This window comes from Streptomyces sp. V2I9 (assembly GCF_030817475.1).
Lineage (GTDB): Bacteria > Actinomycetota > Actinomycetes > Streptomycetales > Streptomycetaceae > Streptomyces.
This window is the reverse complement of the sequence record NZ_JAUSZJ010000002.1, coordinates 842,625-859,020: the sequence shown is the minus strand read 5'-3', so window position 1 is coordinate 859,020 and position 16,396 is coordinate 842,625. Positions and strand designations below refer to the sequence as shown.

General features: G+C 73.3%; 13 protein-coding genes. 9 read left to right on the top strand and 4 right to left on the bottom strand.

Features of this window, described 5'->3' with window-relative positions; translation table 11 throughout:
• The first annotated feature begins 186 nt into the window (after positions 1-186).
• Positions 187-1,260, top strand: a complete 1,074-nt coding sequence (locus QFZ71_RS03835) for a barstar family protein (protein WP_307666833.1) — start codon at positions 187-189, stop codon at positions 1,258-1,260.
• 43 nt (positions 1,261-1,303) lie between these two features.
• Here the strand turns inward: QFZ71_RS03835 and QFZ71_RS03830 are convergent, their stop codons facing one another.
• Complete coding sequence (locus tag QFZ71_RS03830; protein WP_307666832.1) at positions 1,304-2,683, bottom strand: cell filamentation protein Fic; 1,380 nt, start codon at positions 2,681-2,683, stop codon at positions 1,304-1,306.
• A gap of 140 nt (positions 2,684-2,823) precedes the next feature.
• Here QFZ71_RS03830 and argC point away from each other — a divergent pair, with 140 nt between their 5' ends.
• The 5 genes from argC to QFZ71_RS03805 all read left to right on the top strand — a co-directional run bounded on the left by argC (position 2,824) and on the right by QFZ71_RS03805 (position 7,785).
• Entirely contained in the window at positions 2,824-3,852 is a 1,029-nt protein-coding gene (argC, locus tag QFZ71_RS03825; protein ID WP_307666831.1) for an N-acetyl-gamma-glutamyl-phosphate reductase, read from the top strand.
• Positions 3,853-3,940: 88 nt separating this feature from the next.
• Positions 3,941-5,095, top strand: coding sequence for a bifunctional glutamate N-acetyltransferase/amino-acid acetyltransferase ArgJ (argJ, locus tag QFZ71_RS03820; RefSeq protein WP_307666830.1), 1,155 nt, complete (start codon positions 3,941-3,943; stop codon positions 5,093-5,095).
• Positions 5,092-6,021, top strand: a complete 930-nt coding sequence (argB, locus tag QFZ71_RS03815) for an acetylglutamate kinase (RefSeq protein WP_307666829.1) — start codon at positions 5,092-5,094, stop codon at positions 6,019-6,021. Before argJ ends, argB begins: the two co-directional genes overlap by 4 nt.
• Positions 6,018-7,223, top strand: a complete 1,206-nt coding sequence (locus tag QFZ71_RS03810; RefSeq protein ID WP_307666828.1) for an acetylornithine transaminase — start codon at positions 6,018-6,020, stop codon at positions 7,221-7,223. The genes argB and QFZ71_RS03810 overlap by 4 nt, the downstream gene beginning before the upstream one ends.
• 25 nt (positions 7,224-7,248) lie before the next feature.
• Positions 7,249-7,785 (top strand): arginine repressor, encoded by a 537-nt coding sequence (locus QFZ71_RS03805; RefSeq protein WP_307666827.1) that lies wholly within the window; start codon positions 7,249-7,251, stop codon positions 7,783-7,785.
• Between the two features lie 10 nt (positions 7,786-7,795).
• Here QFZ71_RS03805 and QFZ71_RS03800 read toward each other — a convergent pair whose 3' ends face one another.
• Positions 7,796-8,512: a L,D-transpeptidase gene (locus QFZ71_RS03800; protein WP_307666826.1), complete on the bottom strand. Its 717-nt coding sequence runs from the start codon at positions 8,510-8,512 to the stop codon at positions 7,796-7,798.
• A gap of 91 nt (positions 8,513-8,603) precedes the next feature.
• Entirely contained in the window at positions 8,604-9,887 is a 1,284-nt protein-coding gene (locus QFZ71_RS03795; RefSeq protein WP_307666825.1) for a HEAT repeat domain-containing protein, read from the bottom strand.
• Between the two features lie 176 nt (positions 9,888-10,063).
• Here QFZ71_RS03795 and QFZ71_RS03790 point away from each other — a divergent pair, with 176 nt between their 5' ends.
• From QFZ71_RS03790 to QFZ71_RS03780, 3 genes are all read left to right on the top strand, one after another.
• Positions 10,064-11,257: an argininosuccinate synthase gene (locus tag QFZ71_RS03790; protein WP_307666824.1), complete on the top strand. Its 1,194-nt coding sequence runs from the start codon at positions 10,064-10,066 to the stop codon at positions 11,255-11,257.
• Positions 11,258-11,395: 138 nt separating this feature from the next.
• Positions 11,396-12,823 carry an argininosuccinate lyase gene (gene argH, locus QFZ71_RS03785; protein WP_307666823.1) on the top strand — a complete coding sequence of 476 codons (1,428 nt, stop codon included), beginning with the start codon at positions 11,396-11,398 and terminating at the stop codon, positions 12,821-12,823.
• A 111-nt stretch (positions 12,824-12,934) separates the two neighbouring features.
• The gene (locus QFZ71_RS03780) at positions 12,935-13,906 is read left to right on the top strand and encodes an aldo/keto reductase (RefSeq protein ID WP_307666822.1); all 972 of its coding nucleotides are present in this window, start codon (positions 12,935-12,937) and stop codon (positions 13,904-13,906) included.
• Between the two features lie 23 nt (positions 13,907-13,929).
• On the opposite strand, the gene helR is transcribed toward QFZ71_RS03780, so the two are convergent.
• Positions 13,930-16,098, bottom strand: coding sequence for an RNA polymerase recycling motor ATPase HelR (helR, locus tag QFZ71_RS03775; RefSeq protein WP_307666821.1), 2,169 nt, complete (start codon positions 16,096-16,098; stop codon positions 13,930-13,932).
• Positions 16,099-16,396 lie beyond the last annotated feature (298 nt).

The following is a 16,396-nucleotide window of genomic DNA, read 5'->3' as shown; positions in this document are numbered from 1 at the left end:
TCGCCCTCCTTCCCTCCGCCCGACCCCGGCGGCCACGGCCGGCGGCGGAGCACCGCGAAGGTCGTGCGCCACGCCGACCGTGCGGCGAGCGCACGGAGCACGCCGACCGCACCGAGCGCCGGGACGCTCCGACCGGCCTCCGGAATACGTTTCCCCGACCGTGTCCGGGCCGGGCATCATTCCCCCATGCAGGGGGACAGCGGTCGGGGACCGTACAGGCTCACGGATGAGGAGAACGGTCACGTCTGGGGCGTCTGCGCCACGGTGGAGGGGCTGTTCGGGGAGGCCGCGCGCGAGACGTACGAACTGTTCGGCTGGGTACCGGACGGACCGGCGGTACGCGGCTGGGTCGGCAGCCGGGTGTGGCTGGTGCCGCAGGACGGGACGCCGGACGCCTGGCTGCTGGAGGACGCGGAGAGCCTCGGCCGCCACCCGGGCACGGACAGCCTCCTGCTCACCGGCACGGACGACTACGAGGGTCCGCCCGAGGGGTACCGCGCGGCCGTGCGCGTGCACGACGGGCGGCGGTGGCTGGGCTCCTGCCGGGAGTTCGCCCGGATCCTGCGGCCGGTCCGGGACGAGACGCCGCTCGTCCTGCGGGGACTCGCCCCGAGCGACCGGCTGCGGCGCGCGCTGGCGGCGGGCACCCGGCGCGCGTCGGACCCGGGGGTGGCCCGGCTGGAGATCCGGGACGACCGGAACGTACCGCTCATCGACCTGCCGCTGTGGTTCGACGTCCGCGCGTGGCAGCCGTCCTCCGGCGGGGCGGACCTGATCGACCTGGAACTCGATGCCTGCTCCGAACTCGTACCGGACCACGTCCGATCGGTCTGGGAGCACTGGCTCACCGGCCCACCGGAGGGCCCCGGCGCCTGGGCCGGACTCGGAACCCGCCGACGTGGGGCATGGCTCGATCTCGTACGGGGGCGCGGCTGCGCGCCCGGGCGCCGGGACCGGCCACCCGGCCAGGCGTACGAGCTGGACGGGCGGCACATCACGGACCTGCCGGGCCTGTACCTGGCGCTCGGAGAGGCCGTCAACGGGCCGGGCGGCTACTTCGGCGGCTGCCTGGGAGCTCTCGCGGACTGCCTGCGCGGCGGTTTCGGCCACACCTCTCCCGCGACCCTGCTCTGGCGGGACTCGGCGACCGCCCGTGAGCACCTGTCCCACGTCCTGACGCCGGACGGCGAGCCGTACGACCTGTTCGCCGAGGTGCTCGACGTCCTGGCCGAGGGCGGGGTCCGCGTGACGACCACGTGAGACGCCGGGCGGCCCGCGTGCGTGCGCGCCGGCCCCGGATGGCTCACCGCGCCGCCGGGTGGGCGGCGCGGCGACGGGTCTCGTCGATGTGGCGGGCGATGCAGCCGGCGAGGTTCAGCGGGGCCTCGGGGTCGTCGGCCTCGTGACCGATGCGGCGCAGAAGGCTGACCGAGTCGAGCGCGACGCCTTCGCGGGCCAGGACGAAGACGAGGGTGAGGAACGCGGACCGGGCGTTCCCGTCGTCGAAGGGGTGGAAGAAGCAGACGTCCAGGTAGGCGCGGGCGGCGCGGGCGGTCAGGCCGAGCGGCGGGTCGGCGTCGGACGCGCTCCCGGCCAGGCACGCGTCGAAGCGCGAGAGGGTGTCCGGTCCGATGCCGTAGCGCTCCCGGCCTCCCTTGGCGAAGGCGGGCGCGTCCCGGAACCGGGGCGGCCCGGGTGTGCCCAGCACGTGCTGCTGCCAGCTGCCGAGCAGGGCGAAATCGAGCCGAGCTCCCCGCGCGGCGTCGGTGCGGAGCAGTTCCAGGGCGCGCAGCAGGCTCTCGGCCCGCGCGGGGGCGATGGCGCCGTCGAAGGCCCGGATGTCTTCGGCGGCGCCGTCGCGGAGGGGCGCCACCGGTCCGTGGGTGTCGCTGTCCAGCGCCTCGTGCCACGCCACCGAAGCGCGCAGCGTGAGCCGGCGTCGCAGGTGGTCCGGGGGGATCGCCGCGTCCGCGGCGGCACGGGCGTCGGCCGGCCTCAGGGAGAGTGCGAGCCGCTCCGCGACGGAGTCGACCACCAGGGTGCCGGGACCGGTCCAGCTGCGGAACCGCCCGCCGATCGCCTCGTCGACCAGACCTTCGGCCACATCGGGCGCGATGCCCCCGTGGTCGAGGAACCAGGTGAGCACCTGGCGGCAGTGCCCGTGCCAGCCGCTGCCGCACCCGGTGCGGTCGACGACCTGAAGGATCAGATGCCTCGCCGCACGTTCCCACAGAATCCGCTGATCCCCGATGCCGGCCAGGTCCAGGGGGTACGCCTCGAAGCAGCGGGCCAGGAACTCCAGCCACTCGCGCCACTCCCGCAGGGCCGCCCCGACCCGGTCGAGGGTCTCGTCCGGCGTCGTGATCGAGTGGTGCGGGCAGCACCGGTGGCCGACCGGCCCGCCGTCGAAATCCCCCTCGTCGTGCGACCAGCGCCAGCCTACGGTCCACTTCCCGTAGTGCTCGAGGAGGGCGTACGACATGGCGTCGGCCCAGGACTCGGCCTCCCCGTGGCTCCACGCGGTCATCGCGGGGTCCCCGGAGGTGATGTCCGGACGGGTGGGCACGCACCGGGCCGGACCGAGGGAACGCACTGTCCCCGGCACGGCCGCTTCGTCGAGAGCATGACGGGCGGGGTCCACGTCGTCCCACGTCAGGTGGCGAGGAGCCAGGTGGTGGATCACCGCGCCAGCCTGACACGGCCGCCGGACACCCCCAAGGGGTTTTCCTGCGCGGGAAGCGGTGCCGCCGGGAAGCCAGGGCAACTCGTTGCATAAAAGTGCGCACATGCGTATAGTCATGCCATCGATCAGGAGGGTCACCGATGGCGGTACGAGCGGCAGTGGCAGGGGCGAGCGGATACGCCGGGGGGGAGCTGCTCCGCCTCCTGCTCACGCACCCGGCGATCGAGATCGGCGCCCTCACCGGGCACTCCAACGCCGGGCAGACCCTCGGGTCGCTCCAGCCGCACCTGCGGCCCCTCGCGGACCGGGTGCTGGAGCCCACCACCCCCGAGGTGCTGGCCGGGCACGACGTCGTCTTCCTCGCGCTGCCGCACGGGCAGTCCGCCGCCGTGGCCGAGCGGCTCGGACCGGAGGTGCTGGTCGTCGACATGGGGGCCGACTTCCGGCTGAAGGACGCCGGTGACTGGGAGGCGTTCTACGGGTCCCCGCACGCCGGTACCTGGCCCTACGGGCTGCCCGAGCTGCCGGGCGGCCGGGCCGCGCTCGCCGGGGTGAAGCGGATCGCGGTGCCCGGTTGCTATCCGACCGCCGTGTCCCTCGCGCTCTTCCCGGCGTACGGGGCGGGCATCGCCGAGCCGGAGGCCGTGATCGTCGCCGCGTCGGGCACCTCCGGCGCGGGCAAGGCGGCCAAGCCGCACCTGCTCGGCTCCGAGGTGATGGGCAACATGACCCCGTACGGCGTCGGCGGCGGACACCGCCACACGCCCGAGATGATCCAGAACCTCAGCGCCGCCGCCGGGGAGCGGGTCACGGTCTCCTTCACGCCCACCCTCGCTCCCATGCCCCGCGGCATCCTCGCCACGTGCAGCGCGAAGGCGAGGCCCGGCGTGAGCGCCCGGAGCCTGCGCGCGGTCTACGAGAAGGCGTTCGCGGACGAGCCGTTCACCGACCTCCTGCCCGAGGGGCAGTGGCCCGCCACCGCCGCGGTGTACGGCTCCAACGCCGCACAGATCCAGGTGGCCCACGATCCCGCCGCCGGACGGATCGTCGTCGTCTGCGCGATCGACAACCTCGCCAAGGGCACCGCGGGCGGCGCCCTCCAGAGCCTGAACATCGCCCTCGGCATCCCCGAGGAGACAGGTCTGACGACGATCGGAGCGGCGCCATGAGCGCCGAGCGCGCAGCCGCCGGGCTGCGGACGGACAGGAAGGCCGCGCCGCCCCGCCGGGCGGTCGAAGAAGCGAACGAGGAGATGCAGTGAGCGTCACGGCAGCACAGGGATTCTCCGCGGCGGGCATCGCCGCGGGAATCAAGGAGAGCGGGAACCCGGACCTGGCGCTCGTGGTCAACAACGGCCCGCGCCGCGCCGCCGCGGGCGTGTTCACCTCCAACCGCGTCAAGGCCGCACCCGTCCTCTGGTCGGAGCAGGTCCTCAAGGGCGGCGAGGTCACCGCCGTCGTCCTCAACTCCGGCGGTGCCAACGCCTGTACGGGGCCCCGGGGTTTCCAGGACACCCACGCCACCGCCGAGAAGGCCGCCGAGGTGCTCCCGGGCCACAGCGCGGGCGAGATCGCCGTCGCCTCGACCGGGCTCATCGGCATCCTGCTCCCGATGGACAAGCTGCTCCCCGGCATCGAGAAGGCCGCCGCCGCCCTCAGCGAGCACGGCGGTGAGAAGGCCGCCATCGCGATCAAGACCACCGACACCGTGCACAAGACGGCCGTCGCGGGCGGCGAGGGCTGGACCGTCGGCGGCATGGCCAAGGGCGCGGGCATGCTCGCCCCCGGCCTCGCCACCATGCTCGTCGTCCTGACCACCGACGCCGACGTCCCCGCACCGGAGCTGGACGCCGCACTGCGCGAGGCCACCCGCACCACCTTCGACCGGGTCGACTCCGACGGCTGCATGTCCACCAACGACACCGTGCTGCTGCTCGCCTCCGGAGCCAGCGGCATCGCCCCGGCGCGGGACGAGTTCGCCGAGGCCGTACGGGCCGTCTGCGCGGACCTCGCCCGGCAGCTCATCGGCGACGCCGAGGGCGCGTCCAAGGACATCCGGATCGAGGTGATCAACGCGGCCACCGAGGACGACGCCGTCGAGGTCGGGCGGTCCATCGCCCGCAACAACCTCCTCAAGTGCGCCATCCACGGCGAGGACCCCAACTGGGGCCGCGTCCTCTCCGCCATCGGCACCACGAAGGCCGCCTTCGAGCCGGACCGGCTGAACGTCGCCATCAACGACGTCTGGGTCTGCAGGAACGGCGGCGTCGGCGAGGACCGCGACCTCGTCGACATGCGCTACCGGGAGGTCAGGATCACCGCCGACCTCGCCGCCGGCGCCGAGTCGGCCGTCATCTGGGCCAACGACCTCACCGCGGACTACGTCCACGAGAACAGCGCGTACAGCTCATGACGACGGCGCGGAAGCACACCGCACTCCCGAAGGCGCAGATCCTCATCGAGGCGCTGCCCTGGCTGACCCGCCACCACGGCAGGACCGTCGTCATCAAGTTCGGCGGCAACGCCATGATCGACGAGGAGTTGAAGGCCGCCTTCGCCCAGGACGTCGTCTTCCTGCGGCACGCCGGCCTCAAGCCCGTCGTCGTGCACGGCGGCGGCCCGCAGATCAGCGCCCAGCTCGACAAGCAGGGCCTGGTCAGCGAGTTCAAGGCCGGGCTGCGCGTCACCACCCCCGAGGCGATGGACGTCGTCCGGATGGTGCTCGCCGGGCAGGTCCAGCGTGAGCTGGTCGGCCTCCTCAACCAGCACGGGCCGCTCGCCGTCGGCATGACAGGCGAGGACGCCCACACCATCACCGCCACCCAGCACCGCCCCACCATCGACGGCGAATCCGTCGACATCGGGCGGGTCGGAGAGATCACCGCCGTCGACACCGGGGCCATCCAGGCGCTGCTGGACGACGGCCGCATCCCGGTCGTCTCCTCGATCGCCCGCTCCGCCGACGACCACCACGTCTACAACGTCAACGCCGACACCGCCGCCGCCGCGCTCGCCGCCGCGCTGAACGCCGAGACGCTGATGGTCCTCACCGACGTCGAGGGGCTGTACGAGGACTGGCCCAACAGCGACGACGTCATCAGCAGGCTCACCGCGAGCCAGCTGGAGAAGCTGCTGCCCGAGCTGTCCAGCGGCATGGTCCCCAAGATGCAGGGCTGTCTGCACGCCGTGCGCAACGGCGTCGAGACCGCCCGCGTCATCGACGGCCGCGTCCAGCACTCGATCCTGCTGGAGATCTTCACCGACGAAGGCATCGGCACCATGGTCGTGCCGGACGCCCCCATCGACGTACACACAGGTTCTGAACAGGGGACATCATGACCGGCACAGAGGGCACGGGACTCACCTCGCGGTGGCGGGGCGCGCTGATGGACAACTACGGCACCCCCCGCCTGCCCCTCGTCCGCGGCGAGGGCGCCCACGTCTGGGACGAGGACGGCGCCCGCTACCTCGACTTCGTCGGCGGCATCGCGGTCAACGCCCTCGGCCACGCCCACCCCGCCGTCGTCCGGGCCGTCTCCGCCCAGATCGCCTCTCTCGGCCATGTGTCGAACCTGTTCATCGCCGAGCCGCCCGTCGCGCTCGCCGAGCGGCTGCTCCAGCTGTTCGGCCGTCCGGGCCGGGTCTTCTTCGCCAACTCGGGCGCCGAGGCCAACGAGGCCGCGTTCAAGATCGGCCGCCTCACCGGGCGCACCCACATGGTCGCCTCCGACGGCGGCTTCCACGGCCGGACGATGGGAGCGCTCGCCCTGACCGGCCAGCCGGGGAAGCAGAAGCCGTTCGTCCCGCTCCCCGGCGACGTCACCCACGTGCCGTACGGGGACGCCGACGCGCTCCGGGCCGCGGTGACCACCGACACCGCGCTGGTGATCATCGAACCGGTGCAGGGCGAGAACGGGGTCGTCGTCCCGCCCAAGGGCTACCTGGAGGCCGCACGGGAGATCACCCGGACCACGGGGACGCTGCTCGTCCTGGACGAGGTGCAGACCGGGATCGGCCGCTGCGGCCAGTGGTTCGAGCACCAGGCCCACCAGGGGGTCGAGCCCGACGTCGTCACGCTCGCCAAGGGCCTCGGCGGCGGCCTGCCGATCGGCGCGACGGTCGCCTTCGGCCCGGCTGCCGCCCTGCTGGAACCGGGGCACCACGGCACGACGTTCGGCGGCAACCCGGTGGCCTGCGCCGCCGGACTCGCCGTCCTGGACACTCTCGCGGCCGACGGCGCGCTCGACGAGGTCAAGCGGCTCGGGGAGAAGATCCGCGCCGGTGTGGAGGCGCTGGGACACCCCCTGGTCTCCCACGTCCGCGGCGCGGGCCTGCTGCTGGGTATCGTGCTCACCGGACCCCTCGCACCGCAGGTGCAGCAGGCGGCCCAGGGAGCCGGCCTCCTGGTGAACGCGCCCGCCCCCGATGTCGTACGGCTCATGCCGCCGCTGATCATCGGTGACGCGGAGGTGGACGCGTTCCTGGAGATCCTGCCGAGCGCTCTCGACGCGGCACACGGGGACGGACGATCCGGAGCATGAGCCTCCGGAGAATGAGGCGACGACGATGACCGAGGCGCAGGAAACCGAGCACGGCGGACCGTCCGTGCCGCAGACCCGCACCGCCCGCCACCGCCGGATCGTGGACATCCTGAACCGGCAGCCGGTCCGCTCGCAGAGCCAGCTGGCCAAGCTCCTCGCCGACGACGGGCTGAGCGTCACCCAGGCGACGCTCTCCCGCGACCTGGACGAGCTGGGTGCGGTGAAGATCCGCAACACCGGCGGCGAGCTGATCTACGCGGTGCCCAGCGAGGGCGGATTCCGCACCCCGCAGGCCCCGCTGGGCGGCTCGGCCAAGGAGGAGCGGATGCGCCGGCTCTCCGTCGAACTGCTCATCTCGGCGGAGGCCTCGGCCAACCTCGTGGTGCTGCGCACCCCGCCGGGCGCGGCCCAGTTCCTCGCCTCGGCCATCGACCAGGCCGAACTGCACGACATCCTCGGTACCATCGCGGGCGACGACACCCTGATGCTCATCAGCCGCGACCCGCACGGCGGCCAGGCGCTCGCCGACCATCTGCTGGCGCTCGCTCAGAACGACCGCTGAGCATCCCCGTTCAGTAACGCGTGATCGCGGTCGGGCCCGCGGAGGTCCCGACGGCGATGTGCGGTGCGCGCTGCGGGTCCACCCAGTCGAGGATCTCCGCCATCGCCCCGGCCGGGACCGAGACGCACCCGGCCGTCGCCCCGCGCCCGTCCACATGCAGGAAGATGCCCGCGCCCCGGCCCCGTACCGGCCGCTCGTAGTTGAAGCCGATCACCAGCGCGTGGGCGTACTGCGTGCCGTAGGAGACCAGGTGCTCCGCCTCGTCCGCCCGGCAGTGGGCGGGGCGCGGTTCCACCCAGCGGTTGTACGCCGCCGACGCGTTGTCCTGGCACCACCAGGAGTCGTCGTCCACCTTCCGGTACGGATACGTCGTGCCGGCCGGGGCCTCCTCGATGCCGAAGGCGTACGGCAGGTCGTACAGTCCGGCCGGGGTGGTGCTGGTGCCCTGCTCCCGCGTCGTCCCCTCGGCCAGCCCGTTGGCCCCGAACCGCGCGGGCGACGACCCCGCCTCGGCCCACCGGCCGCCGCGCCGCTCCCACCAGGTCACCGTGCCGGTCGTGGAGTCCGCGTGCGGAGCCTCGGCGGTGATCAGCTGGGAGCCGCCGCCGGTGTCCGCGAGCCGGTCCGGCAGGGGAGGCGCGTCGGTGGCGGAGGCGTCGGCGGGCCCGGCCGCGAGAGAGCCGGCCAGGGCGAGGAGTACGGCGGCGGTCACCGGTGATCTGCGCATGCTCCGGACCGTACGGCGGCCGGGGGCGAGTCCCCACCGGGCCTGCTCCGTACGGCCCAGCGGTGCGCAGGTCCGGGTCTCCGCCCGGGGTTCAGCGGTAGCCCGTCCCCGGTCGCCGGTGCCGCTCCGCCGCCCGCCGCAGCCGAGCGGCCGCCACCCGCACCGCGCGAGGCCGGTCCGGCGCCGCCCACGCGCGCAGCAGGGGCTCCGGAATCCCGGCGGCGTCCGGCAGCAGCGCCCTGGTCGCCGCCCGCACCACGGCCGGGCTCGGGTCGTCCAGCAGCGGTGTCAGCCGCTCCCGTGCCACCGCGTCCAGTGCGCGCAGACCCGTGATCGCGTGCAGCCGCACGGCGGGGAGCGGGTGCTCCGCGAGGGCCCACAGCACCTCGGCGTCCACCGTCCGGTCTCCGCACTCCCCGAGCCCGGCGGCGGCCCCCGGGTGCGCGGCCGGTTCGGCGCACCGGGCCCGGTAGAGGGGCTGCGGGTCGACGCCGCCCTGCCGCACCACATAGCGCGCGCAGGCCCGTACGAGGGCGGACCGGTCGTGGAGGAACGGCTCGGCGTCACTGTGGCGCCCGGCCCGACGCAGCGCGGTCACGCCCGCCGAACGCACGCGGGGCGAGCGGGCCGTCAGCAGACGGTCCAGCACGGCGGCGTCCGGGGGCGGGTTCTCGGCGTCCCCACCTCGCGGTCGCGCCGACGCGGAGACGGCGGCATCCGCGCACAGGTCCTGGAGGGTGATGTCCCCGCAGGTCGCCGCCGTGGTCGCCAGCTCCGTCGGGGTCAGCAGCCCGCGTTCCACCGCGATCCGGAACGCACACCGGTACGTCTCCCGGTCCGGGTGGGCCGTCAGCGCCAGCACCTCGGCCGCCGGGCCCTCACGCAGCGCGGCCTCCAGCAGACCGCGGGCGAAACCGCCCCGGTCCCGCCGCGCCAGCCGCAGGATCAGTTCGGCCAGCGGGAACAGGGCGTCGCCGGGCAACTCGGCCAGCAGCGTCCGCGCCCGCTCACGGACCGGGGGAGCCCAGTCCGCACACCGCACCGCCAGGAGCGGTCGCAGCTCCGGGGCGGTGCGGACCGCGTCCAGCGCCGTTTCCCGGACCCGCCCGTCCCGGTCGCACAGGGCGACGGCCGGTGGCGGTGCCGGGACGGGGGCGGCGACACGTCCGCGCAACCGGTCCAGCAGCCTCGGGGCCGGGCGTTCGGTCCCGTCGGGTGGGCGGGGCCGCAGCCACGGCCGGTCGTCGAGCGTCCGTACGGCGGCGTCGAAGGCGAGCCACGCCCCGGCCGACGCCGTGTCGAACGCCTCGGCGGGCGTCGCACCCTCGCACACCCGCACCACGGCGCGCACGGCTGCCCCGTCCCATCCGTCCACGCGTCCCCCTCGTCCGTCAACCCCCGATCCCGCCGATGCTAGGTGCGTCCGGCCGAGGAGCATCGGCATTTTCCGCCCCTGTGCCCAGCTTCGCCGCTCTGACCTGGAGCTTTGACAAAACATACGGACCACTGCATAGTTATACCCATCAGTGACTGCACCGTAAGGAGAAACCCGTGACCGAGCGCGTCGTACTCGCCTACTCGGGCGGCCTGGACACCTCCGTCGCCATCGGCTGGATCGCCGAGGAGACGGGCGCCGAGGTCATCGCCGTCGCCGTGGACGTCGGCCAGGGCGGCGAGGACCTGGACGTCATCCGCAAGCGCGCGCTCGCCTGCGGTGCCGTCGAGGCCGAGGTCGCGGACGCGAAGGACGAGTTCGCCGAGGAGTACTGCCTCCCGGCGATCAAGGCCAACGCCCTCTACATGGACCGCTACCCGCTGGTCTCGGCGCTCTCCCGGCCGACCATCGTCAAGCACCTCGTCGCCGCGGCCCACAAGCACAACGCCGGGATCGTCGCCCACGGCTGCACCGGCAAGGGCAACGACCAGGTCCGGTTCGAGGCCGGGATCTCCGCCCTCGGCCCCGACCTGAAGTGCATCGCCCCGGTCCGCGACTACGCGATGACCCGTGACAAGGCGATCGCGTTCTGCGAGGAGAAGAACCTCCCGATCGTGACCACCAAGAAGTCCCCGTACTCCATCGACCAGAACGTCTTCGGACGGGCTGTCGAGACGGGCTTCCTGGAGGACATCTGGAACGCGCCGATCGAGGACATCTACGAGTACACCTCCGACCCCGCCGCCCCGCGCGAGGCCGACGAGGTCGTCATCTCCTTCAAGGAAGGCGTCCCGGTCGCCATCGACGGCCGCCCCGTCACCGTCCTCCAGGCGATCCAGCAGCTCAACGAGCGGGCCGGCGCCCAGGGCATCGGCCGGATCGACATGGTCGAGGACCGGCTCGTGGGCATCAAGTCCCGCGAGGTGTACGAGGCGCCCGGCGCGATCGCACTGATCACCGCCCACCAGGAGCTGGAGAACGTCACCGTCGAGCGTGAGCTGGCCCGCTACAAGCGGCAGGTCGAGCAGCGGTGGGGCGAGATGGTCTACGACGGCCTGTGGTTCTCCCCGCTGAAGCGGGCCCTGGACGGCTTCATCAACGAGGCCAACCAGCATGTCACCGGCGACATCCGGATGACCCTGCACGGCGGCCGCGCCGTCGTCACCGGCCGGAAGTCCGAGGAGTCGCTGTACGACTTCAACCTCGCCACCTACGACTCGGGCGACACCTTCGACCAGTCCAAGGCGCAGGGCTTCATCGAGATCTTCGGCCTCTCGTCGAAGATCGCGGCCAAGCGCGACCTCGTCTGACGCGACCCGCGCGCCCCTCTCTCGTTGTACAGCCGCCTCCCCTCCCACGCGGCGGGGAGGCGGCCGCATATCCGCACCCTGCCTTCGCTTACGTCTTCCACGTCTTTGCCTGGGCCCTCGCCTTCCAAGGAGCACGCAGTGAGCAGCAACAACGGTGACGTCCGGCTCTGGGGCGCGCGGTTCGCCGACGGACCGGCGGAGGCCCTCGCCAAGCTGTCCGCCTCCGTCCACTTCGACTGGCGGCTCGCCCCGTACGACATCGCCGGCTCCCGCGCCCACGCCCGCGTCCTCAACAAGGCGGGCCTGCTCACCGAGGACGAGCTGACCCGCATGCTCGCCGGGCTCGACCAGCTGGAGGCCGACGTCGCGGCCGGCACCTTCACCGGCACCATCGCCGACGAGGACGTCCACACCGCCCTGGAACGCGGCCTCCTGGAACGGCTCGGCCCCGACCTCGGCGGCAAGCTGCGGGCCGGCCGGTCCCGGAACGACCAGATCGCCACGCTCTTCCGGATGTACCTGCGCGACCACGCCCGGATCATCGGCGGCCTCATCGCCGACCTCCAGAGCGCGCTGACCGGCCTCGCGGAGGCCCACGCGGACGTCGCGATGCCGGGCCGCACCCACCTCCAGCACGCCCAGCCCGTCCTCTTCGCCCACCACGTGCTGGCCCACGTCCAGTCGCTCTCACGGGACGCCGAGCGGCTGCGCCAGTGGGACGCGCGCACCGCCGTCTCCCCGTACGGCTCCGGGGCGCTCGCCGGATCCTCCCTCGGGCTCGACCCGGAGGCGGTCGCCGCCGACCTGGGCTTCGAGCACGGCTCGGTCGCCAACTCCATCGACGGCACCGCCTCGCGGGACTTCGTCGCCGAGTTCGCCTTCATCACCGCGATGATCGGCGTCAACCTCTCCCGCATCGCGGAGGAGGTCATCATCTGGAACACGAAGGAGTTCTCCTTCGTCACCCTCCACGACGCCTTCTCCACCGGCTCCTCGATCATGCCGCAGAAGAAGAACCCCGACATCGCGGAGCTGGCCCGCGGCAAGTCCGGCCGCCTCATCGGCAACCTCACCGGCCTGCTCGCCACGCTCAAGGCGCTCCCGCTCGCGTACAACCGGGACCTCCAGGAGGACAAGGAACCCGTCTTCGACTCCTGCGACCAGCTCGAAGTCCTGCTCCCCGCCTTCACCGGCATGATGGCCACCCTCACCGTCAACCGCGAGCGCATGGAGGAGCTGGCCCCGGCCGGCTTCTCGCTCGCCACCGACGTCGCGGAGTGGCTGGTCAAGCAGGGCGTGCCCTTCCGGGTGGCGCACGAGGTCGCCGGCGCCTGCGTCAAGGAGTGCGAGCGGCACGGCATCGAGCTGGACCAGCTCACCGACGAGCAGTTCGCCACCATCTCCGAGCACCTCACCCCCGAGGTCCGCACCGTCCTCAACGTGCGGGGCGCGCTCGCCTCCCGCGACGGCCGGGGCGGAACGGCCCCCTCCGCCGTGGCCGTACAGCTCGCCGCGGTGAAGGAGGACCTGGCGGCCCAGCACGCCTGGGCGGCCGCCCGCCGGTAGGAGGTCCCGCCGGGCGCGCGCCGGAGCGGCGTCGCACCGGATGGGCGAAGGGTGTCGCGGGCCGGGCTCACCGGGGTAGGAGTATCCGAAACCCGACCCGAGGAGCTCGTGATGCCCTTCGCCGCCCTGGCCGCCGCGACGACCCCGACCGCCCACATCGGGCTGGGCCTGGCCGCCGTGGGGAGGCCCGGCTACATCAATCTCCACCGCGACCGGGACCTCCCCGCCGACCGCGACCCCGACGCCCTGCGCGCCCGCACCCACGAACTGCTGGACGCGGCCTACGCCCAGGGCGTCCGGTACGTCGACACCGCCCGCTCCTACGGCCGCGCCGAGGAGTTCCTCGCGGAATGGCTGAACGCCCGGCCCTCCTTCACCGACCTCGTCGTCGGCTCCAAATGGGGTTACACCTACACCGCCGACTGGAGCGTCGAGGCGAAGGAACACGAGGTCAAGGACCACAGCCTCGCCACCTTCGAGCGCCAGTACGCCGAGACCCGTGATCTCCTCGGTGACCGCCTCAGCCTCTACCAGGTCCACTCCGTCACCCCGGACAGCCCGGCGCTCACCGACAAGGAACTGCTCCACCGCCTGGCCGCCCTGGCCGCCGACGGCGTCACCGTCGGCCTCTCCACCAGCGGGCCCGGCCAGGCCGACGCGATCCGGGCCGCCCTCGCCGTCACGGTCGACGGCGAACCCCTCTTCCGTACGGTCCAGGCCACCTACAACGCCCTGGAGACCTCGGCCGCGCCGGCGCTCGCCGAGGCCCATGACGCCGGGCTCACCGTGATCGTCAAGGAGGGCATGGCCAACGGCCGCCTCGCCGGGGAGGAGGCCCCCGCCGTGTTCCAGGAGATCGCCGCCGACGCGGGGGTGGGCGGCGACGCGGTCGCCCTCGCGCTGGTCCTGCACCAGCCCTGGGCGGGCGTCGTGCTCTCCGGGGCCGCCACGGCCGCCCAGCTCTCCGGCAACCTCCATGCGGCCGTCGTCGACCTGGACGAGGAACAGCGGGCGAGCCTCGACGCCCTGGTCGAGGAGCCGGAGGCGTACTGGCGTCACCGCGCCGGACTGCCCTGGCACTGACGCCCCGTCGCCCCCGCGGCGTCTCAGGAACTCGTCAGGACCACGAGTTCGCGGGTCGCCCGGGTCATGGCGACATAGCGGTCCACCGCCCCCGCGACGCCCCCGCCGAAGCCCTCCGGGTCGACGAGGACGACCAGGTCGAACTCCAGGCCCTTCGACAGCTCCGGGGTCAGCGACCGCACGCGGGGCGTCGCCGGGAACGCGGGCGCGCCGATGACGCAGGCGGTCCCGTCGTCGTGCGCGGCGAGCCACCGCCCGAGGACGGTCTCCAGCTCCTCGGCGCGGCCGCGGGTGACCGGGATGCCGCTGCTGCGGACGGAGACCGGCACGTTGGCGTCGGGGAGCACGGCCCGGACGACCGGCGCCGCCTCCGCCATGATCTCCTCCGGGGTCCGGTAGTTGATGGTGAGGGAAGCCAGGGTGATCCGGTCGAGACCGACCCGTTCCAGCCGCTCCCGCCACGGCTCGGGGAACCCGTGCCGGGCCTGCGCCCGGTCCCCGACGACGGTGAAGCTCCGGGACGGGCAGCGCCGGATCAGCATCTGCCACTGGGCGTCCGTCAGTTCCTGGGCCTCGTCCACGACGATGTGCGCGAACGGCCCGGCCAGCAGGCCGGCCTCCACTCCGCTCGGCCGGTCGGCGGTGGCCAGGGACTCCCGCAGATCCGCCCCGCGCAGCATCACCAGCGCACCCTCGCCGTCCGCGTCGGCGTCCGCCAGCGTCTCGTCGGCGAGCAGACTGTCGACGACCCGGTCCATCTGCTCGCGCTCGGCGGCGGCCGCCGCCTCATGGCGACGCCTGCGCCGGGACGCCTCCGGATCCCCGAGCCGCTGCCGTGCCGCGTCGAGGATCGGCAGGTCGGATTCCGTCCACGCCTGCGCGTCCGCCCGCTGCAACCGCCGCACCTCGTCGGAGGTCAGCCAGGGGGCGCACGTACGCAGATAGGCGGGTACGGACCAGAGGTCACCGACCAGATCGGCCGCCTCGATCAGCGGCCAGGCGCGGTCGAGGAGCGCGAACAACTCCCGGTTCCGCCGCAGCGAGGCGCGCAGCTGCTCCTCGGGCGCTTCGCCGTCGTGCTTGTCCACGAGGATCGTCAGCAGCTCCTCCCGGATCTGGTCGCGCGCCTCGTTGTGCGGGGTTCCCGGCTCCGCCGCCCCGAACGCGGCGGCCCAGTCGGCGGCGCTCAGCCAGATGTCGGACCAGTGGGTCTCCACCCGCACGCCCTCGGCGGGCGGCTCCTCGTAGAACCGGACGGCGGCCTCGACCGCGCTCACCAGCTCCGCCGACGCCTTCAGCCGTGCCACCTCCGGATCGCTCTCGGCCTCCGCCGTCACCCCCTCCGCGACCAGATCCCGCAGGGTGCACGTCTGCACGCCCTCCTCCCCGAGGCTGGGCAGGACATCGGCGACGTACCCGAGGTAGGGCTCGTGCGGACCTACGAACAGCACGCCGCCGCGCCGGTGGGCCAGGCGCGGGTCGGAGTACAGGAGATAGGCGGAGCGGTGCAGGGCGACGACGGTCTTCCCGGTGCCGGGGCCCCCGTCGACGACGAGCGTGCCGCGGGAGCCCGCCCGGATGACGGCGTCCTGGTCGGCCTGGATGGTGCCCAGCACATCGCGCATCCGCGCCGAGCGGGTGGAACCCAGGCTCGCGATGAACGCGGACTGGTCGTCCAGCGCCGCGGCGTGCCCGGCGAAGCCCTCCGGGGCGAACACCTCGTCCCAGTAGTCGCTGATCCGGCCGCCGTTCCAGCGGTAGCGGCGGCGGCTCGCCAGTCCCATCGGGTCGGCGTGGGTGGCCCCGAAGAACGGTTCGGCGGCGGGGGAGCGCCAGTCGACCAGCAGCCGGCGGCCCGAGCTGTCGGTCAGGCCGAGCCGTCCCACGTACAGCGGCCCGGAGCCGTCGGCGGCGACCATGTGCCCGAGGCACAGGTCCAGGCCGAACCGGCGCAGGGCGCGCAGCCGGGCGGTCAGGCGGTGGATCTCCACGTCCCGGTCCATCGCCTGCCGGCTCGCCCCGCCGGGCGCGCGGCGTTCGGCCGCGAGCCGGTCGGTCAGCTCGGCGATCGACTGTTCCAGGCAGCGGGCGATATCGGCGAAGTGCCGCTCGTCGTCGGCGATCAGCGCCGGGTCGGCTTTGGGGGAGAGGCGGGCGGGGAGGTCGAAGGCGCTGGTGGTCAGGGGATTCACGTCGTCGGTTCCGATCTGCGGGCGTGCGGTGGGCGGCGTCCCGTCCCGGCTACGGCGGACGATTCTGCGGCATATGGGGGGCCTTGCGGCAAGGCCCCCCATGAGCTATAAGTTGAGAGTGGCAAGGAGAGGATTCACCTCCGGCCACTTTTTTTGTTTCCGGCGCTCATCGCGCCCCGCCCGGTGCGCCCCGCGCATCTCGTGCACCTCTTTCGCACCTCGCGCACCCACCTCCGCGCCCCGTGCTCGCGCTCGTCCTCCATCGGTGCTGCCCCCACCCTTCGATGAGACAATGGTG